Raw genomic sequence first — 15,054 nt, 5'->3', positions numbered from 1 at the left:
TTGTAGTTGCCTTGCAATATCTATACCGCGGTTGGGCCGAGCTCCCGCCCGAGCGTGCGTCGCAACGCAATCACCTGGTACACGACGACGATTACTTCAGCCAGGGCCAGGGATGATGCTGCGCCGATGGCCCCGTAAACGGGGACCAAGACGAAGAGGAGGGGCGTTCCCACAATGGCTCCGAGGACCGCGCTGATGGCTACTGCCCGGTCCGCGCCCAAGGCGAGCAGACACGCCATTCCGACAACTCTCGACACGGCGGACATAGCCACCGCAACGCCGAATGCAACAGTCAAGGCGAACGGCAGCTCGACGACGCCTGCAGATAGCAGGTGGCCAGCGAACGGGCCGAGTAGAGCGACCGCTAGCCCGAGCGGCAGCGCGCCGACGCACGCGACCCTCGTCGCCCATCTGATTCGCCACACCACAGGCTTCTCGGGAGTAGCTCTAGGAACCCACCCCTGAACCCATTGAAGGAAAGGGGTAATTCCCATGAGAGCAAATCGCACAAGTCTCTCTCCGAGGGCATAGACAGGCACGCTGGCGGGAGCCAAAGCGGCGATGACCAGGGTCGGAAGGGAAGCGAAAGTCGTCGCGGTGACTACAGTGATCCCCGCATGTAATTGGCTCCTCACCCCGCGGAACGCTTCCCTGAGATTCCAGGTGTGCCGAGGTGACCGAACGCCCTGCGAAATGACGACTATGCAAGAAATGGCGCTGGCCAAGACCCCGCCGGCCAGTTGGATCCACAGGAAAATATAGATGTCATGCCAGACCCAAAGCGCTGCGACCCCCACAAGATTGCCCGTCCATCGTGGGACTCCGTCCCAAATGAACAGCTTTTTCGGCTGACCGTCCCCCACGAAATACCAGGACATGCCAAGCCCACCCAAGCTGATGGTGATGCACGCGATAACGGCAGCCCACGGCAGCGTTGGCGCCAACAGGTATGCCACAATTGCAGCCCCGGCGGTGATGAAGGGGGCGGTGACAGCGCGGGCGACTATCGAATGAATCGCGATCGTTTGGCGCTCAACTGGATTGGCCCGCCCGATGAGGCTGGGTCCGTTGTACCCCCATCCCAACGCAACGAAGATAGTCGCGATGCTGCCGACCGATTGCCCGACAGCGATCGCACCCCATTCCGCGGCACCAGCAACATAGATCGTGACCGGGACAACCAGAAGCCCGATGGATGAGTTGGCCAACATAGTGGCCGTGTACCAGGAGAGCTTCGCCAGAAACCGTTTCACTCATAACCCCATGTGAATTGAACCCCGCGGCCGAGGCACACCGGTCGGAAATAGATCAGGAATGCCACAAAGTCTCGGAAGCCCTAATAGTCGCTTAGGTCTCGCAACTACGCGGCGGAGGGGGTAGTAGATCCCCGTGGTCTGAGTATACGGTTCATCCGGAAATGGCCAACAACTATGCCGGTTTAGGCGGGAGTTCGCGAGACTAGTTGCTGCCCAAACCTGTGTGCAACCGCTGTCTTCGACTCCGATTCGTCGACCTGCTCAGCAGTTCGTTCGCGCCGCATCCTCACAACCGATAGGCACAACCCAAGCATCAACCACGTGACGGGCTGGTAAACCGCGTTCGAGAAGAAGCTACTGAGCAGAACGAGTACAAGCACCTGGGACTGGATTGTGCGAAGCGTCAAGATGACCGCGGCTCCAAACAGGATTAGCAAAGCGACGCTAAGTAGGCCCCCGTCTACCCAGAACGAGACGACCCAATTCGAGCCAACGTTGTTGCGCGACTCCCCGAAGTTGAGACGACCGGACACGCCGACTCGGCCGCTAGTACTGAGTCCCCACCCGTACCACGGACTCGTGCTGGCCAGGTAGTTGAGACCATCGTTCTGGGCCACTCGCGCTTGCGCGGAAACGTCGTTATCGGCTACTCGCAAAGTCTGGGAAAGCCGGGTCACTAGGTTGTCGTGGAGACTCGGAATGAAGGAGAAAGCCAGAATGGCGACCACACCGCTCAGAGCAGTAGCCAGAATGCGGCCTGATTTCGGCGTCACGCGAGGGGCGCTCTTCTTGCGCGTTATGAGGTAGACAACCACAGCGAGCATGGCCGACGCCACGACTGCGACCCAGGCGGCTCTGGCGAATGCCAAAACCCAAGCACTCATGTTCGCCAGTATGAGAAGCACTCGCACCCAACGTTGCAGAGGCAGGCGCCAAGCCAGGACGAGCCCTACGCCCGCCATCATGCCAAGCCAGTCGGGCTCTGAATACAGACCGGTTGGCCGCCCAAGCGCGGAGATACTCAAGTGCCAGACGTCGTACGGCGCTATGCCAACAATCTGCAGCAAGCCGAAGACGCTGCTCGCTGAGGTCATTATCAGCAGGCCATAGAGCATCGCCTTCACATCGGACGCAGACGCGAAGATGACAATCAGAGCTGTACAACCCGCTAAGGCTAGTAGTTGCAGCCCGAGAGTCGGACTATTAACCAGCTCGCCATAAAGGACGGTAGAAGCAAGTAGTGCGGCGGCGACGATGGTGAGTATTGCCTCAATTGGTGCGATCGAACGGCTCGCACGCTTTGAAAAAAGAACCCAGATCAACAGCAGGATCGTGAAGACGTGCACCTGAGCGATCTGCACTCCGATGAGGCCCGCACCCATTCCAACCAGAACGGCGAGGAGCGTTGCACGAGCTGCTGGCTTCATTGAAAGCAGAAGCGACAGGACGAATACCACCGCAACGAATACGGCGACATAAGTCAAGGCTTCTTCTAACACGTCACGAGCCTAAAGCAGAACTCATCGAACGCGCCTTCCCTGCGACCCAAAGCAGTTGCCTCGAACCGGCGATCGCGCATGTCCACCAACTCTCGAACTGCGCCAGGTGAGAAAGCCTGACGGAAATTGTTTGGGACGACGCTCGATTCGCGCTGGTGAGACGTCGAGGCGGGACCGAGTACAGGCTTTCGACTACAGACCACGAGCTTGCTACTTGCGCCCGAGACCGATGTACGTCCAGCCGGCACCGCGCCAGGCGGCGAGGTCGAGGCAGTTCCGACCGTCAATAACCACAGTTCCGCGAACGACTGCGGCTACCGCCACGGGGTCGAGCGCACGGTACTCGCTCCACTCGGTGACGACGACGACGGCATCCGCGTCTTGCAGCGCCTCTTCGGTCGTGCCGAACACCAGCTGCGGGTGCATGCGGCGCGAGTTCGCGATCGCCTCAGGGTCCGTTGCCACGACGTTCGCGCCCAGGCCGTTCAGGCGCACCGCCACGTCGAGCGACGGCGAGTCGCGGATGTCGTCGCTGTCGGGCTTGAAAGCGAGCCCCAGGACGGCAACCTTCTTGTTGTAGGCGCTGCCGCCGAGAGCTTCGACGACCAGCTCGACGACGCGATCGCGACGACGCAGGTTGATGGCATCGACTTCTTTCAGGAAGTTGAGCGCTTCGCCCTTGCCGAGCTCTTCTGCCCGCGCCGAGAAAGCGCGGATGTCTTTGGGTAGGCAGCCACCGCCGAAACCGGCACCGGCGTTGAGGAAGCGTCGACCGATACGGGCGTCGTAGCCGATGGCGTCCGCCAGCTGGGTCACGTCAGCGCCCGCGGCTTCGGATATCTCGGCCATTGCGTTGATGAATGAGATCTTGGTTGCCAGGAACGCGTTGGCGGCGACCTTGACCAGCTCAGCGGTCGCATAGTCAGTGGCGACCAGAGGAGTGTCATGGCTGAGGGCTTCGGCGTAAACCTCGTCGAGAAGCGCCTGAGCTGTAGCCGCGTCGGCGGGCTCCGGGGGCAGGCCGTAGACGAGGCGGTCGGGGCTGATGGTGTCCTTGACGGCGAAACCCTCGCGCAGGAATTCGGGGTTCCAGGCAAGCATCGCTCCGGTCGGTTCGATCATCTTCGCGAGGCGCTCCGCTGTGCCCACGGGCACGGTCGACTTGCCGACGACCAGGTCACCGGGAGCCAGGTGCGGCATGAGGCCTTCGACGGCCGCGTCGACGAATCGGAGGTCGGCTGCGTAGCTGCCCGCCTTCTGGGGTGTACCCACAGCGATGAAGTGGACCTTCGCGCCTCGAGCAGCGGAGGTGTCCGTGCTGAACGAAAGCCTGCCGCTGCCGACTGATTCGACGAGGAGCTCGGGAAGGCCGGGCTCGAAAATCGGGGACTTGCCCGCGGCCAGGGCCTCGATCTTGGCGGGGTCGACATCGATGCCGACGACCTCATGGCCAAGCTTCGCCATTGACGCGGCATGCACCGCGCCCAAATACCCACAACCGATCACAGACATTCTCATAGTCACTCCAGCCTAGTTGGGCGGGCACGTGGGGACTCTGCACGAGGACGCGCTTCTCCGCTTGTGCATGAAGAATTTACAAAGCAGGCCGCACGGCGGCATAAAAGAAAGGCCCCAGTTCCGTGAGGATCTGGGGCCTTTCTCGAAGGCGATTAAGCCTTGGGGATATTAGTCCTGCGCGAGGCGCTGGCGACGAACGACCGTCATGACGGCGATCAGAGCGGCACCGAGGAGAAGCGCACCGGCACCGGCCCAGACGGCCAGCATCGAGACGGACGAACCGGTGTCGGGCAGTGCGCCCGAGCCGGAGCCGTTAGCCGAATCGGCCGGAACGACGGTGATGGTGTAGGTTCCCACGTTGCCCGAGGTGACACCGGTCGCGGTCAGCGAGTAGGTGCCGGTGGCGCCGGCGGGGAGCTTGACGGAGATGCTGAGCGAGCCGTCAGCAGCTGCCTGCTTGGTGACGGTGACGGTCTCAGCCTTGAAAGCACCGATGGTGGCCGAGCCAGCGCCGGTGATGGTGATGGACACGTTCTCGCTGCCGGCGAAGGAGCCCGGAGCGAAGTTGATGATGGTCGTGCCACCGGCGACAACAGTGTTGTCACCCGAGATGTTGGTGCTCGGCACGTAGCCGGCAGCGTTTGCCGCGGCGGGAACCGAGAAGAACGCGAGGACCGCAAGCACGAGGCCCGCGAAAATCTTCTTTGCCATGTGGATGTAACCCCCGAATTGGATTATGGAAGGAGAGGTGTGGCCACCTTTTCCTGAGTAGACAGTCTCTACCATAGAGCAGATTCACAGGACAGTGACAACTCTGAGGTTTCATTCATGTTAACAATCGGCGTTCTCTGGAACTCTCCGATGGTCGACTGGCTTCTCGGCGCAAGATATCCGAAGGTCAAAGTAGTCGATTCCCCAGGCGCTAGCTGAACGGGAATCTGTGTGACGCCATACCCGTCATCCGACGTCGACAGCGCCGAAACCGAGGCTCCGTCTCGCATAACGCCGAGGTTCACCAGGCCAGGTGAACCATACGCTGACACGAACGTCTTCACACTGCCGGGCGACACGCCGTAAGCGCCACCCGCCGTGACATATTCCGGCAGCGACGTGCCGGCGTCGGCGGGAGCGTTGTTCTTCACAGTGACCTGCACGACCTGATAGGGCTTGCCGTCCTGGCGGCACACGAGGGAGCCGACCTGGGTGTCCGCGGTCAGGTAGTAGTCCATCTTGGCGCCGGTGCCGTCGTTGAAGTACAGGCCGAGTCCGGTTCGCTCGTCGCTGTAAGCGGGCAGGTCCCCCGCCAGCGTCGTTCCGGCGAGCACATCCCGCGACTGCTCGTCGGCGTTCCACACCATGATCCGGCGCTCCGAACCCGCGCGCGTCAGTGCGTCGACGAGCTTGATGGGGTCGATGTCGCCGGCCGACACCTTGTCGAAGACGGCTTTGGCCGCCGCGGCGAAGAAGAGGTCCTGCTGAGCCGGCAACGGATAGCGCGCGTAGACCTCGCTGAGGAGCAGGCTCACCGCGTTCTCCTGAGTCAACTGGTCGCCGGTCACGAGGCCGACCGGACCCGTGGCGCCCAAGAGATAGCTCAGAGTGACGGGGTCTACCGAGATGACACCATCGACGGTCGTGCCGTACCGCTGCTGCCACATCGCCTGCGCCAGCTCGCCCGAGAGCGAGAATTTCGGGGTGAGCGTGACGTTCTGGATGTATTCGCCGACGATCGATCCATAGAGCCCCTGCGTTTCCGCGGGAAGCGGCAAGATCGGCTGTTGGAAGCGGGGGAAGTCGGCCGACGATGCTTGCTGCTCCAGCGTGAGCTTGCCGCCATCCGTCTTCAGAAGCGCCAGAGCACCCGGAATTCCACCGCCGGAGCGGAGTTCTGCGGGGTTCTGAATGAGGAGCAGGTATTGCTTCGGACCTTCGGCGCCGAGCATGGAAGGCAGCAGCTGGACGGCGTTGTCGAGCGCCGTGACCGTCGGGACCAGGGCATCCAGTTCGCCTTCGATCTGGTCGACGGCAGACGTGACTTGTCCGATCGTGCCGCTGGTGTCGATAGCGGCGACAGACTTCTGAGCGTTCGTTAGGGCCACCTGCGCCCCGCTGACGGGGACGCGAGCGGCTTCGAGAGGCGCGACATCAATAGCGCCGTTCTGCGGCTTGAAGTCCTCGGCTTTCACCTCGGTCGCGATGCGGGCCAGCGGTGCCACGGCTTTGCTGGCGAGGTCATCGGCGACCTGGGCGATTTCGCGGACCGCCGTGAGGTTCGGGCCGATGAAGGGAATGACTTCGGCGGCTCTCCAGATCGGGTCGCCAGAGAGCGATGCAGCCGACGAGGCTCGGGATGACAGCTCAGACGAGTCCCGTGCAACGGCTGCTTGGTCCTGCTCGGTGACCGCCTGCTTGAGGCTCGACGTGAGAGGCACGACCTGCTCGAGATCTTGCTTGACGAGGAGAGCGCGGATGCCCACCCAGGCAGCTGCGGCGAGCAACACCAGCAGCACGACACCGATCACGATCAGCACGGTGCGACGGCGCTTGGAGCCCGCGGACCTGCGCGACCGTCGGCGGACGTTTCTCCGAGCTGTCGGTGTTTCGTGGCTCGCTGCCGTCATGAATGCGCCCCGTCTTTTCGATCCTCGCTAGACACGCAAGCGGCGACATCAGAAGTCACCCGTGCAACGTGTAAGCGTCGTCAGTATATTCAGGCATCTTGTTTCGGAGCCGACAGCGCCCGCAGTGCCGCGCGCACTCGGGCCACGTAAGCATCCACACTGAAGGTCTCTCGCCAGAAGGCGCGCGTCTCTGCGCGACCCTCGTCGGTCCGATCCGCGAGGGCCTCGAGCTGTGCGAGCACGCTTTCGCCGGCCACCAGCGGGCGCACGTATGTGCCGTCCACATATCCGGTCATACCGATGGTGTCCGACGTGAGAACGCGCAGCCCGGATTCCAGGGCCCCGACCGTAACCATGTGTCCGGCGGCGCGGTCCGACGGCACGAGCGGAAGGAACACCACGTCGGCCTCGCTCAGGAGGGCGCCGAAACGGTCCGGGCTCACGCGGCCGGTGTGTTCGATGCGCCGATCGCCTTCCGACCAGGAGGATGGGTCTTCGTTGCCCACGACCGTCAAGACGACGGGCGCCGAGCTCGATCGGACTTCTCGTTCGAGCTGATCGATGGCGACCGTGTCGCGATCCGAGGACCCGCCAACGAAGATGTGGAGCACGCCGTCTCCGCGATCGCGAGACTCGGGATATCCGAATGTGTTGCCGTAGACCACGGGGACGGCGCGTCCCCCCGCCGCCGTCCAGGCTTCGGCTTCGACCCTGACGGTGGTGACGACGGGCGAGTCTCGGAGAACGAGGCGCAGCATCTTGAAGCTGCGGGAGCCGGCGACCGCATAGATTCCCGTGACAGCCACGCGTCGTCGGAGAGTCGCCTTCAGCGCGACGGCTATCCAGGGGTTCGTAGCGAGAAACGGGCTCCGTGCTCCCACGGCGAGCGCCTTCAGAGCGACGAGAGCGGAGTCGAGCCCGAGACCGAGAGCGCGTGAGCCGAATCGCGAGCCGCTGGGCGCCGCGCCGGTCAAACGAACCGTCCGGACTAGTCCGAGACCTTCGCGCCAGGCGCGCTCCTTTGATTCGGTGGCCCGGCCCAGAACGACAAGAGTGAGACCGCGCTTCGTCACGATGCGAGCCCCTTTCGCCACGCCTCGACGCACCGCGCGCGCCAGGATCGAGCGGCGGCCTCCGCCTGCGACCTTCCCGATCGAATCGCTACCTGCACGGCATCACTCCATTTCTGGCCCGGCGACACCAGCAAACCCGAATCGCTGCCGAAAAGGTCGTCCAGCGAGCTTCCGTTCACGCCCACGACGGGCACAGCACTCTCGAGCGCCCTGAACGCGACACCGCTCTGGAAGAACCTTTTGTAGGGAATCACGACGGCAGCGCTCTCAGCGATGACATCATCCATCTCTTTCTCCGAGATGAAGCGAGCGTCCACCCGCCACCCGGGAACGTCCGGCCAGCCGCGGCCATGGATGTTGAGTTCGGCCTCACCTGCCATCCCCTCAGCGATCTCTTCGAGGGCGGCGAGGTCGCGATCCTTCTTGTACTGACCGAGGACACTCACGATCGGTTTGCCTCCGGCTCGGCGAGCCGCCGGCGTGGGGTCGAAGATCGGATGCGGAAGGGTCTCGACCGACCCGTGCCAGCCACTCGCTTCGATTGCCGATGACGCGGCCGAGCTGTGAGAGACCAGGGTGAAGGACCGCGCAAACAACCCGGCGAGGCCTCGGCTCATGCGGTCATAGCCGACCGCGTGCACGAGGGGCTCGGGGTCATGCATGATGAGTCGGCTTCGCGACCCAGCGATCGCTCTGATGAGGATCACATCGAGGTAGCCGAGCACCGGCCACAACACGACGACGTTCGTTGCGGCAGCGCTGCGCCTGCGCGCGGACACGAGCGCGCGGATGTAATTGCGCACCCAGTCGAGCTTGCTGCCGCCACCCGCGGACGGCTCGAAGACGCGCAGCCGTTCCACCCGCGCGCCGCCGGCTCGCAGGACACTCGCAAGCGCTTCCTCGTAGTGGAGGAGGGTGCCGCCGAGCGGGTTGAGCACGATGACGTGTGGTTCAGCTTCGGGGCTTGCGACTCGGGCATTCAAACCCCGCACCAATTGCACGATCCCGTTCACGTCGCGCTTTTTCAGGCCCAACGACAGCGCTCGACGCGCGACGGCAGCGGGAACCGCGATCTTCGAGGTGAACCGCTCGGGGTGCTTCTGGAAGAGCAAACGAAGGTTTCTCGCGAAGTAGAACGGCGGCACTCCCCCGGAGCTCTGCCAGACGGATGTTCCGGGCACCCACAACAGCCCATGCCCGGCTCGCTTCAGCCGGAGGTGCAGGTCGGTCTCTTCCATATAGAGGAAGAAACTCTCGTCGAACCGTAGTTCATCCAAAGGGACCGAGCGGTAGAGGACGAACGCGCCGTCGAGCCATTCGCGGGACTGCGGCTGGCCATCCATCGTGGGTGCGCGATATTCGCCGAACGATTCGTGGGCTGGAAGCGAGAAGCGCCCGCTGAAGGTTCCACCTTCCGACCAGATCTGCGCGCCATCATCCCCCGTTACGAGCGTGGGACCCGCGGCCGCAGCGCTGGGCTCGTTTTCGAGAGCGTCGATGAGGCGTTGGATATCGCCCGCCGCCGGCATCACCTCGTGCGTGGCGACCAGGGTGTAGGCCGGTAGTTCGGCGCGCACCCGCTTCAGGTGATCGAGCGCGTGATTGATCGCTGCTCCATATCCACCGTTCGAGGTGAACAGGACGGAGGTGCCGCTCGGCAGCATCTCGGCGAGCTCTTGCCGGCGCGCGGGCTCTTCACTGGTGTCGACAACCGTCAACGTGTCCGTCGTGAACCCCTCGGCGAGGAGGGCACTCACGGTTTCAGCGACGGTTTCGTAGCTGCGGTAGTGAACGACGATCGCCTCAGCGTTCGATAGAACCATGGTTGCTCTCCTTGCTACCGGTTGGCGATGGACCATTCGACGACGAAGTCATGAATTGAGCCACGCGTCCGCCTCGATTCGCCCCAGAGTGGATGGCAAAGATTCGAGGACTGATGCCCGGTCAAGGGGACGCTCGATCGCTCGGATAAGGGCGCCGCTGAGTGCATCGTGGTCGCGGGCATCGGCCGAGACCACGTGGTGCCCCGTCGAGCGCAACCAGTCCGCGAGGCCCGTCTCAGACGTTGTCACGATCGTGAGCCCGGTGCTCAAGGCTTCGGAGATGGGCAACCCGATCTGCTCCCGCCAGCGGCCATCCCGCTGAGACGGCGCTACGAGGACCGAGGCGACTTCTAGTCGGCGAAGCACCGTCGCGTGATCCAGTGCGCCCGAGGCGACGCGTTGACGTTCGTTCTGCCGACACCAGTCGCTGACCTCATCGCTGAGCGGGCCGTCGCCGACGATTTCGAGGACAGCGCCGGGCACAGCCTCTTCGACGGCGGGCCAGGCATCCATCAGCCGCTCGACGCCTTTTCGTTCTTCGAGTCGGCCGACGAAGACCGCCCGCCCGGGCTGGGCTTCGTCGCTGACGGTCGAACGCGGAGCGGGAAGCTCGAGGAACGTGCGACTCGTGACGCCACGAAGGAACGGGATGGACTCGTAGGTCTCACGCGCGCCGTCGCTTCCGTAGGCGAGGCGCCCATAGACGGCGCGAGCGGTGAGACCGAATGCGGCAAGGGCAATCTTGCGAACGAGAGTCGGAACGCTGCGGCCCGAGAACAAGAGCGCATCGACGTCGTTGTTCTCGATGCTGTAGGCGGAGGCGGAACGTCGTCGACCCCGCAGGAGGCCGGATACTCTCCACGTGATACCGAGAACGAAGTTCCCGGGGTAATACCGCAGCCACAACGGCTCGGGAAGCTCGAGCTTCTGCGCGGGACTGCGAGCAACCTTCACGATCGCCTGTGGAAGGCTGACTTGAACGAATTCGTGCCCGGATGGCGTGTCCCCCAGGTCGTACTTTTGCGTGAAGTACAGCGTCGTGCCCGGCAGCATGTCCTCGGCGCGCTCGACATGCGCGGCACGCAACTCGGGAAAGACCCGGAGTAGCGGCGCCTCACCGCTCAACGGCGGCCACCCCGTCGCAACTGCATGGCGGAGTCGAGCAGATCGCTGTATTTCTGGCACACGCCCCTCCACGAGTAGACGTCCTCGGCCCGAGCAATACTCAGAGCGCTTTGCGCCTCGAGGTCCACGTTGCCCGACATGAAGGAGCGCAAAGCCTGCTCGATCGCCCGCGGGTTCGGGGCGGTCAGCAAGCCGGCGCCGCCCAGTACTTCGCGGTTGTAGACCGTGTCGCGAGCCACGACGGGCGCACCGGCGGCCATCGCCTGCACCAGGGCGGGGTTAGTTCCGCCGACGCTGTGGCCGTGGAAGTAGGCGCCGGCGTGCTGCCAGAGGCTCAGCAGTCGCCTGTCGTCGCTGAGGTGACCCAGCCAGTGAACATTGCTGTGTTCCGAAGCGAGAGCTGCGACAGCCTCCTCGATCGGCCCGCCGTAGCCAGACGATCCGACGATGACTACGGGGGTGTCGGCGGCGAGGTTGCGTGCCGCTTCGATGAATTCGTTGATGGTGTTCTCGGGAACGAAGCGAGCCACGACCAGCACGTAGCCCCGATGCGTGAGGCCGGGCTCGAGCGGCAGCTCCTCGACAAGGTCTCCGCCGTAGGGAATGAACGTGCCGTCTCGCTTGAAATCGACCTTCCAGCGGCGGGCGATCTCGTGCGAGTCGTAGACCATCTCCGAGCCGAACTTGGCCGTCATCTTGGCGCCTCCGCGGAAGACGGCTTTCGCCGCGCGGCCCCACTTGTCGCGGTCCCACTCGATGCCGTCCACGTTGACGACCGTGGGGATCCCTCGGGCTTTCAGAAGAGGCAGGAAGTAACCGTTCGCGACATTCATCACGAGCGCGACATCCGGTTTCTTGACGAGCGCGTGCGCCGAAGCGGTGAGGCCGTAGCTGAGGGTGCTGATCGACTTTGTCTCGACTCCGCGGGTCATGACGGTGTTCACGCGTTTGTCGAGCGCCGGGTCATCCGTTCGCACCGCGCCCGGGCGACCGTACACCGTGACATCCCAGCCGTCGTCGACCAGGAAAGGAGCCAACATGCGCACGGCCGTCTCGAAGCCGCCGTAATAGCTGGGGTAACCGCGTGTTCCGATGATCGCTACTGACTTGCGTGACATGCAGTTAGGCCTCAGATTTTTCTCGGTTGGCGGGCATTTCTAGTAAGCCCCATCTCGCCCGACGACCGCTTTGAACGTGCGCCAGAGGATGATGATGTCGCCCGTGATGGACCAGTTTTCGACGTAGTAGAGGTCGAGGCGCACGGTGTCTTCCCACGAGAGGTTGGAGCGGCCCGAGACCTGCCAGAGGCCCGTGATGCCGGGTTTGACGAGGAAGCGGCGGTGCACGTGCTTCTCGTAAGCCGAGACCTCGGATTCGAGGGGCGGTCGGGGGCCGACGAGGGACATGCTGCCGCCGAAGACGTTGAAGAGTTGGGGCAGCTCGTCGAGGGAGTAGCGGCGCAACACCTTGCCGATGCGCGTGATGCGGGGGTCGTCCTTCATCTTGAAGAGCACCTCGTTGCCGGCTTCGCGCGACTCGGCTTGCAGGGCGGGGAGGAGGGCTTCGGCATCCGTGACCATGCTGCGGAACTTGAGCATCGAGAACATGCTGCCGCGAATGCCCACGCGCTGCTGGCGGAACAGCACCGGGCCCGGGCTCGTGAGGCGCACCGTGATGGCGATGATGGCGAGCACGGGCGAGAGCACCAGAATCAGCATGCCGGAGGCGAGGATGTCGAAGAGGCGTTTCGCGACCTGCTTACGGCCCTCATAGCGCGGCGTCTCGACGTGAATCAGGGGCAGGCCGGCGACGGGGCGCGTGTGGATGCGGGGGCCACCCAGGTCGGTCAGCGCGGGCGCCACGACGAGGTGTTGGCGGCCGGGCTCGAGGTTCCAGCTGAGCTCGCGCACCTTCTGGGGTGACAGCTCATCGGACGACGTGATGACCAGGGTGTCGGCGCCCGTGGCATCCATGGCTTCCATCACCGAATCGACGTTGCCCGAGACGGGGATGGTGGTGCCGGGCAGGTAGTCGGCAACCCGGCCCGACGGGATGCAGGCACCCACCACGCGGTAACCGGCGGCCGGCTGACGCTGCAGTTCGCGAGCGATATGCGACGTGGACTCTTCGCTGCCGACCAGCAGCACCTGCGACGAATACGCGCCGCGCGCCCGCTGCACACCCAGCCACTGCCGCCACATCCAGCGCGAGAACATGAGCACGACCATGCCCACCGGGAAAGCGATGAGGATGTAGCCGCGGGCCAGGTCGATCTTGAACAGGAACGCGATGATGGCCACGAGCCCGAACCAGCGCACGGATGCGTCGGCGATCAGTTTGTACTCGGCGACACCCACGCCCACCACTCGATAGCCGCGACTGCCGAAAGCGGTGAGCGAGACCATCCAGCCGATGATGATGGCCAACGAGATGGCCGTGTAGCTGACGACCGTGCCGGCCAGGTCGCCCACGAAGTTGGCGTTGGCGGTGTCGTAGCCGAAGTAGCCGAGCTGCACGCCGAAGACGACCCAGACGAGCACCAGCAGGTCGCTGAAGACGAGGCGCGAACCGTAGGCCGAGCGCCAGTTGCGGGCGGCGGCGCGGGCGGCCGAGAGGGTGCCGGGGAGGCCGGGCCTGCGGCCGGGGCCGTCGGGGTCGGAAGCCGAGGCGGCGGTGGCGGCGCCCGCGGCGCCGAAACCAGAAGTCGAGGAAGCGGAGGCGGAAGCGAGCGCGTCGTCGAGGGTGTCGGGGCGGCCGACCGCACCCGAGGCCGCGGATGCGCCCGGCCCAGACCGCGCGGCAGACGCAGCACGGTCGCGTGCTGTCGTCGAAACGTCCTCGATCATGTCGTCTCCGCTGTGGTGGTACTGATGTCGTCAACGTTGACCGGTTTGCCAACCATATCCGGCGCCATGGCTGAAGATATGCGCGTTAATGCACCTTTAATACTTCGGCACGGGCTTGTCATACAACAAGTGTCCAAAGAGGGGACATGCGCGCTCACGACGACCCCCGAAAGGGTTACATGGCGTGCAAACCAGTTTAGTATGTGCACGAGGTGATATTCCGTTTGGAATGACACGTAGCGGAATGTATGCACATTCATCGCCCCGAAATGGGGTGATATCGCCTACCAGGTGGCTCCGCCGTCGGGCGAGACGTAGCTCGCGGCGTTCGACCAGAGCCAGAGCGACCCCATCGACTCCGAGATGGCGACCTCGGCGGGCGACGTTTCGGCGGCGAGGCATCCGATCGGGGTCAGGCGCGCACCCGAGAGGTCGGCGGGCAGCGTGGCGATCGAGAGGCCCGCGCAGCCCTGCACACCCGTCGAGACGACCGTGAGACCATCCGATGTGGATGTCGCGGCCAGCGCACCCGGCACCTGCGCGCTCGACCACGCGCCGCCCGACTGCTGCGACAGAAGCTGGTCGGTGCACAGCACGGTGAGGTTCGCGGTGCCCGGAACGACCTGACGCGGGTTGGGGCACGGCGGCGTGACGGGGCCGGCGGGCGTCTGCACGACCGCGGGCTCGGCGGGGTCGATGTAGGTGGCGGCGGCGAGCTCGGCGGCGTTGGCCGACCACGTGCTGCCGGCCGAGAACGTGCGGAACGCCTCGAGCGTGCAGTCGTCGCCCGTGGTGCCGACCACGGCGGCCGACGAGGCCCCGAGCGATGTGAAGCGGAAGATCTGGCGCAGGTCGAGGGATGCTGCGGGCACATTGACCCAGGTGACGCCACCGTCGGTGGTGCGCTCGATCACGCCGGGGCCCGTGGGGCACGAGCCCTGCGTGGCCCGCCAGGCGGACGTGCCGTTGTCGGCGGCGAGGAAACGCGTGGCGGGGAGGGTGTCGTCGACGGCGCCGGGGGCGTTCGTGGCACCGGCACCCGAACCGGCACCCGGAGCGGCGGGGGTCGCCGGGGTCGCGGGCGTATCGGTGAACGTGGGGATGGGGCGGGACGTCGACTCGTCGGCCGGGGCGCGGTTCTGCGCCAATGCCAGGGCGATGACCACGACGTCGATGACGAGGAACAACGCCACGCCGATGATCAACCAGGTGCGCCACCGCGGCTGATCCGACGAACCGCCGTCGCGGCGCCACAGCGAACGCGGCGCCCCCGAACCCTTACCCCGTGCCATG

At 64.5% G+C, this 15,054-nt stretch carries 11 protein-coding genes; all 11 read right to left on the bottom strand.

Translation table 11 applies throughout. The features are described 5' to 3' along the window. Positions 1-20: 20 nt before the first annotated feature. Positions 21-1,253 carry a lipopolysaccharide biosynthesis protein gene (locus ALI44B_RS14015; RefSeq protein ID WP_353615686.1) on the bottom strand — a complete coding sequence of 411 codons (1,233 nt, stop codon included), beginning with the start codon at positions 1,251-1,253 and terminating at the stop codon, positions 21-23. A gap of 185 nt (positions 1,254-1,438) precedes the next feature. Further along, positions 1,439-2,755, bottom strand: a complete 1,317-nt coding sequence (locus tag ALI44B_RS14010; protein ID WP_143459281.1) for an O-antigen ligase family protein — start codon at positions 2,753-2,755, stop codon at positions 1,439-1,441. Positions 2,756-2,965: 210 nt separating this feature from the next. Next, positions 2,966-4,273 (bottom strand): UDP-glucose dehydrogenase family protein, encoded by a 1,308-nt coding sequence (locus ALI44B_RS14005; RefSeq protein ID WP_077055189.1) that lies wholly within the window; start codon positions 4,271-4,273, stop codon positions 2,966-2,968. A gap of 168 nt (positions 4,274-4,441) precedes the next feature. Next, positions 4,442-4,984 (bottom strand): LPXTG cell wall anchor domain-containing protein, encoded by a 543-nt coding sequence (locus tag ALI44B_RS14000; RefSeq protein ID WP_077055188.1) that lies wholly within the window; start codon positions 4,982-4,984, stop codon positions 4,442-4,444. Between the two features lie 68 nt (positions 4,985-5,052). Beyond that, positions 5,053-6,804, bottom strand: coding sequence for a DUF4012 domain-containing protein (locus ALI44B_RS13995; protein ID WP_179100276.1), 1,752 nt, complete (start codon positions 6,802-6,804; stop codon positions 5,053-5,055). Positions 6,805-6,983: 179 nt separating this feature from the next. Then, the gene (locus ALI44B_RS13990) at positions 6,984-7,700 is read right to left on the bottom strand and encodes a glycosyltransferase (RefSeq protein ID WP_143459277.1); all 717 of its coding nucleotides are present in this window, start codon (positions 7,698-7,700) and stop codon (positions 6,984-6,986) included. A 263-nt stretch (positions 7,701-7,963) separates the two neighbouring features. Beyond that, positions 7,964-9,790, bottom strand: coding sequence for a glycosyltransferase (locus ALI44B_RS13985; RefSeq protein WP_077055185.1), 1,827 nt, complete (start codon positions 9,788-9,790; stop codon positions 7,964-7,966). A 48-nt stretch (positions 9,791-9,838) separates the two neighbouring features. Next, on the bottom strand, positions 9,839-10,915 hold the full coding sequence (locus ALI44B_RS13980) for a glycosyltransferase (RefSeq protein ID WP_143459275.1): 1,077 nt from the start codon (positions 10,913-10,915) through the stop codon (positions 9,839-9,841). Then, complete coding sequence (locus tag ALI44B_RS13975; RefSeq protein ID WP_077055183.1) at positions 10,912-12,033, bottom strand: glycosyltransferase; 1,122 nt, start codon at positions 12,031-12,033, stop codon at positions 10,912-10,914. The genes ALI44B_RS13980 and ALI44B_RS13975 overlap by 4 nt, the downstream gene beginning before the upstream one ends. A gap of 39 nt (positions 12,034-12,072) precedes the next feature. After that, positions 12,073-13,761 (bottom strand): sugar transferase, encoded by a 1,689-nt coding sequence (locus tag ALI44B_RS13970; protein ID WP_083710049.1) that lies wholly within the window; start codon positions 13,759-13,761, stop codon positions 12,073-12,075. Between the two features lie 284 nt (positions 13,762-14,045). After that, entirely contained in the window at positions 14,046-15,053 is a 1,008-nt protein-coding gene (locus ALI44B_RS13965; RefSeq protein ID WP_077055182.1) for a hypothetical protein, read from the bottom strand. Between the last annotated feature and the right edge of the window lies 1 nt (position 15,054).

This window comes from Leifsonia sp. ALI-44-B (assembly GCF_001984125.1).
Taxonomy (GTDB): Bacteria; Actinomycetota; Actinomycetes; order Actinomycetales; family Microbacteriaceae; genus Okibacterium.
Note: the sequence above shows the minus strand (reverse complement) of the source record. Positions and strands in the feature narration are given on the sequence as shown.

Bases quoted from the DNA above. Each gene is read 5' to 3' on its own strand.
- ALI44B_RS14005 (WP_077055189.1), bottom strand. From the start codon at position 4,273: ATGAGAATGTCTGTGATCGGTTGTGGGTATTTGGGCGCGGTGCATGCC.
- ALI44B_RS14000 (WP_077055188.1), bottom strand. From the start codon at position 4,984: ATGGCAAAGAAGATTTTCGCGGGCCTCGTGCTTGCGGTCCTCGCGTTC.
- ALI44B_RS13985 (WP_077055185.1), bottom strand. From the start codon at position 9,790: ATGGTTCTATCGAACGCTGAGGCGATCGTCGTTCACTACCGCAGCTAC.
- ALI44B_RS13975 (WP_077055183.1), bottom strand. From the start codon at position 12,033: ATGTCACGCAAGTCAGTAGCGATCATCGGAACACGCGGTTACCCCAGC.
- ALI44B_RS13970 (WP_083710049.1), bottom strand. From the start codon at position 13,761: ATGATCGAGGACGTTTCGACGACAGCACGCGACCGTGCTGCGTCTGCC.
- ALI44B_RS13965 (WP_077055182.1), bottom strand. From the start codon at position 15,053: ATGGCACGGGGTAAGGGTTCGGGGGCGCCGCGTTCGCTGTGGCGCCGC.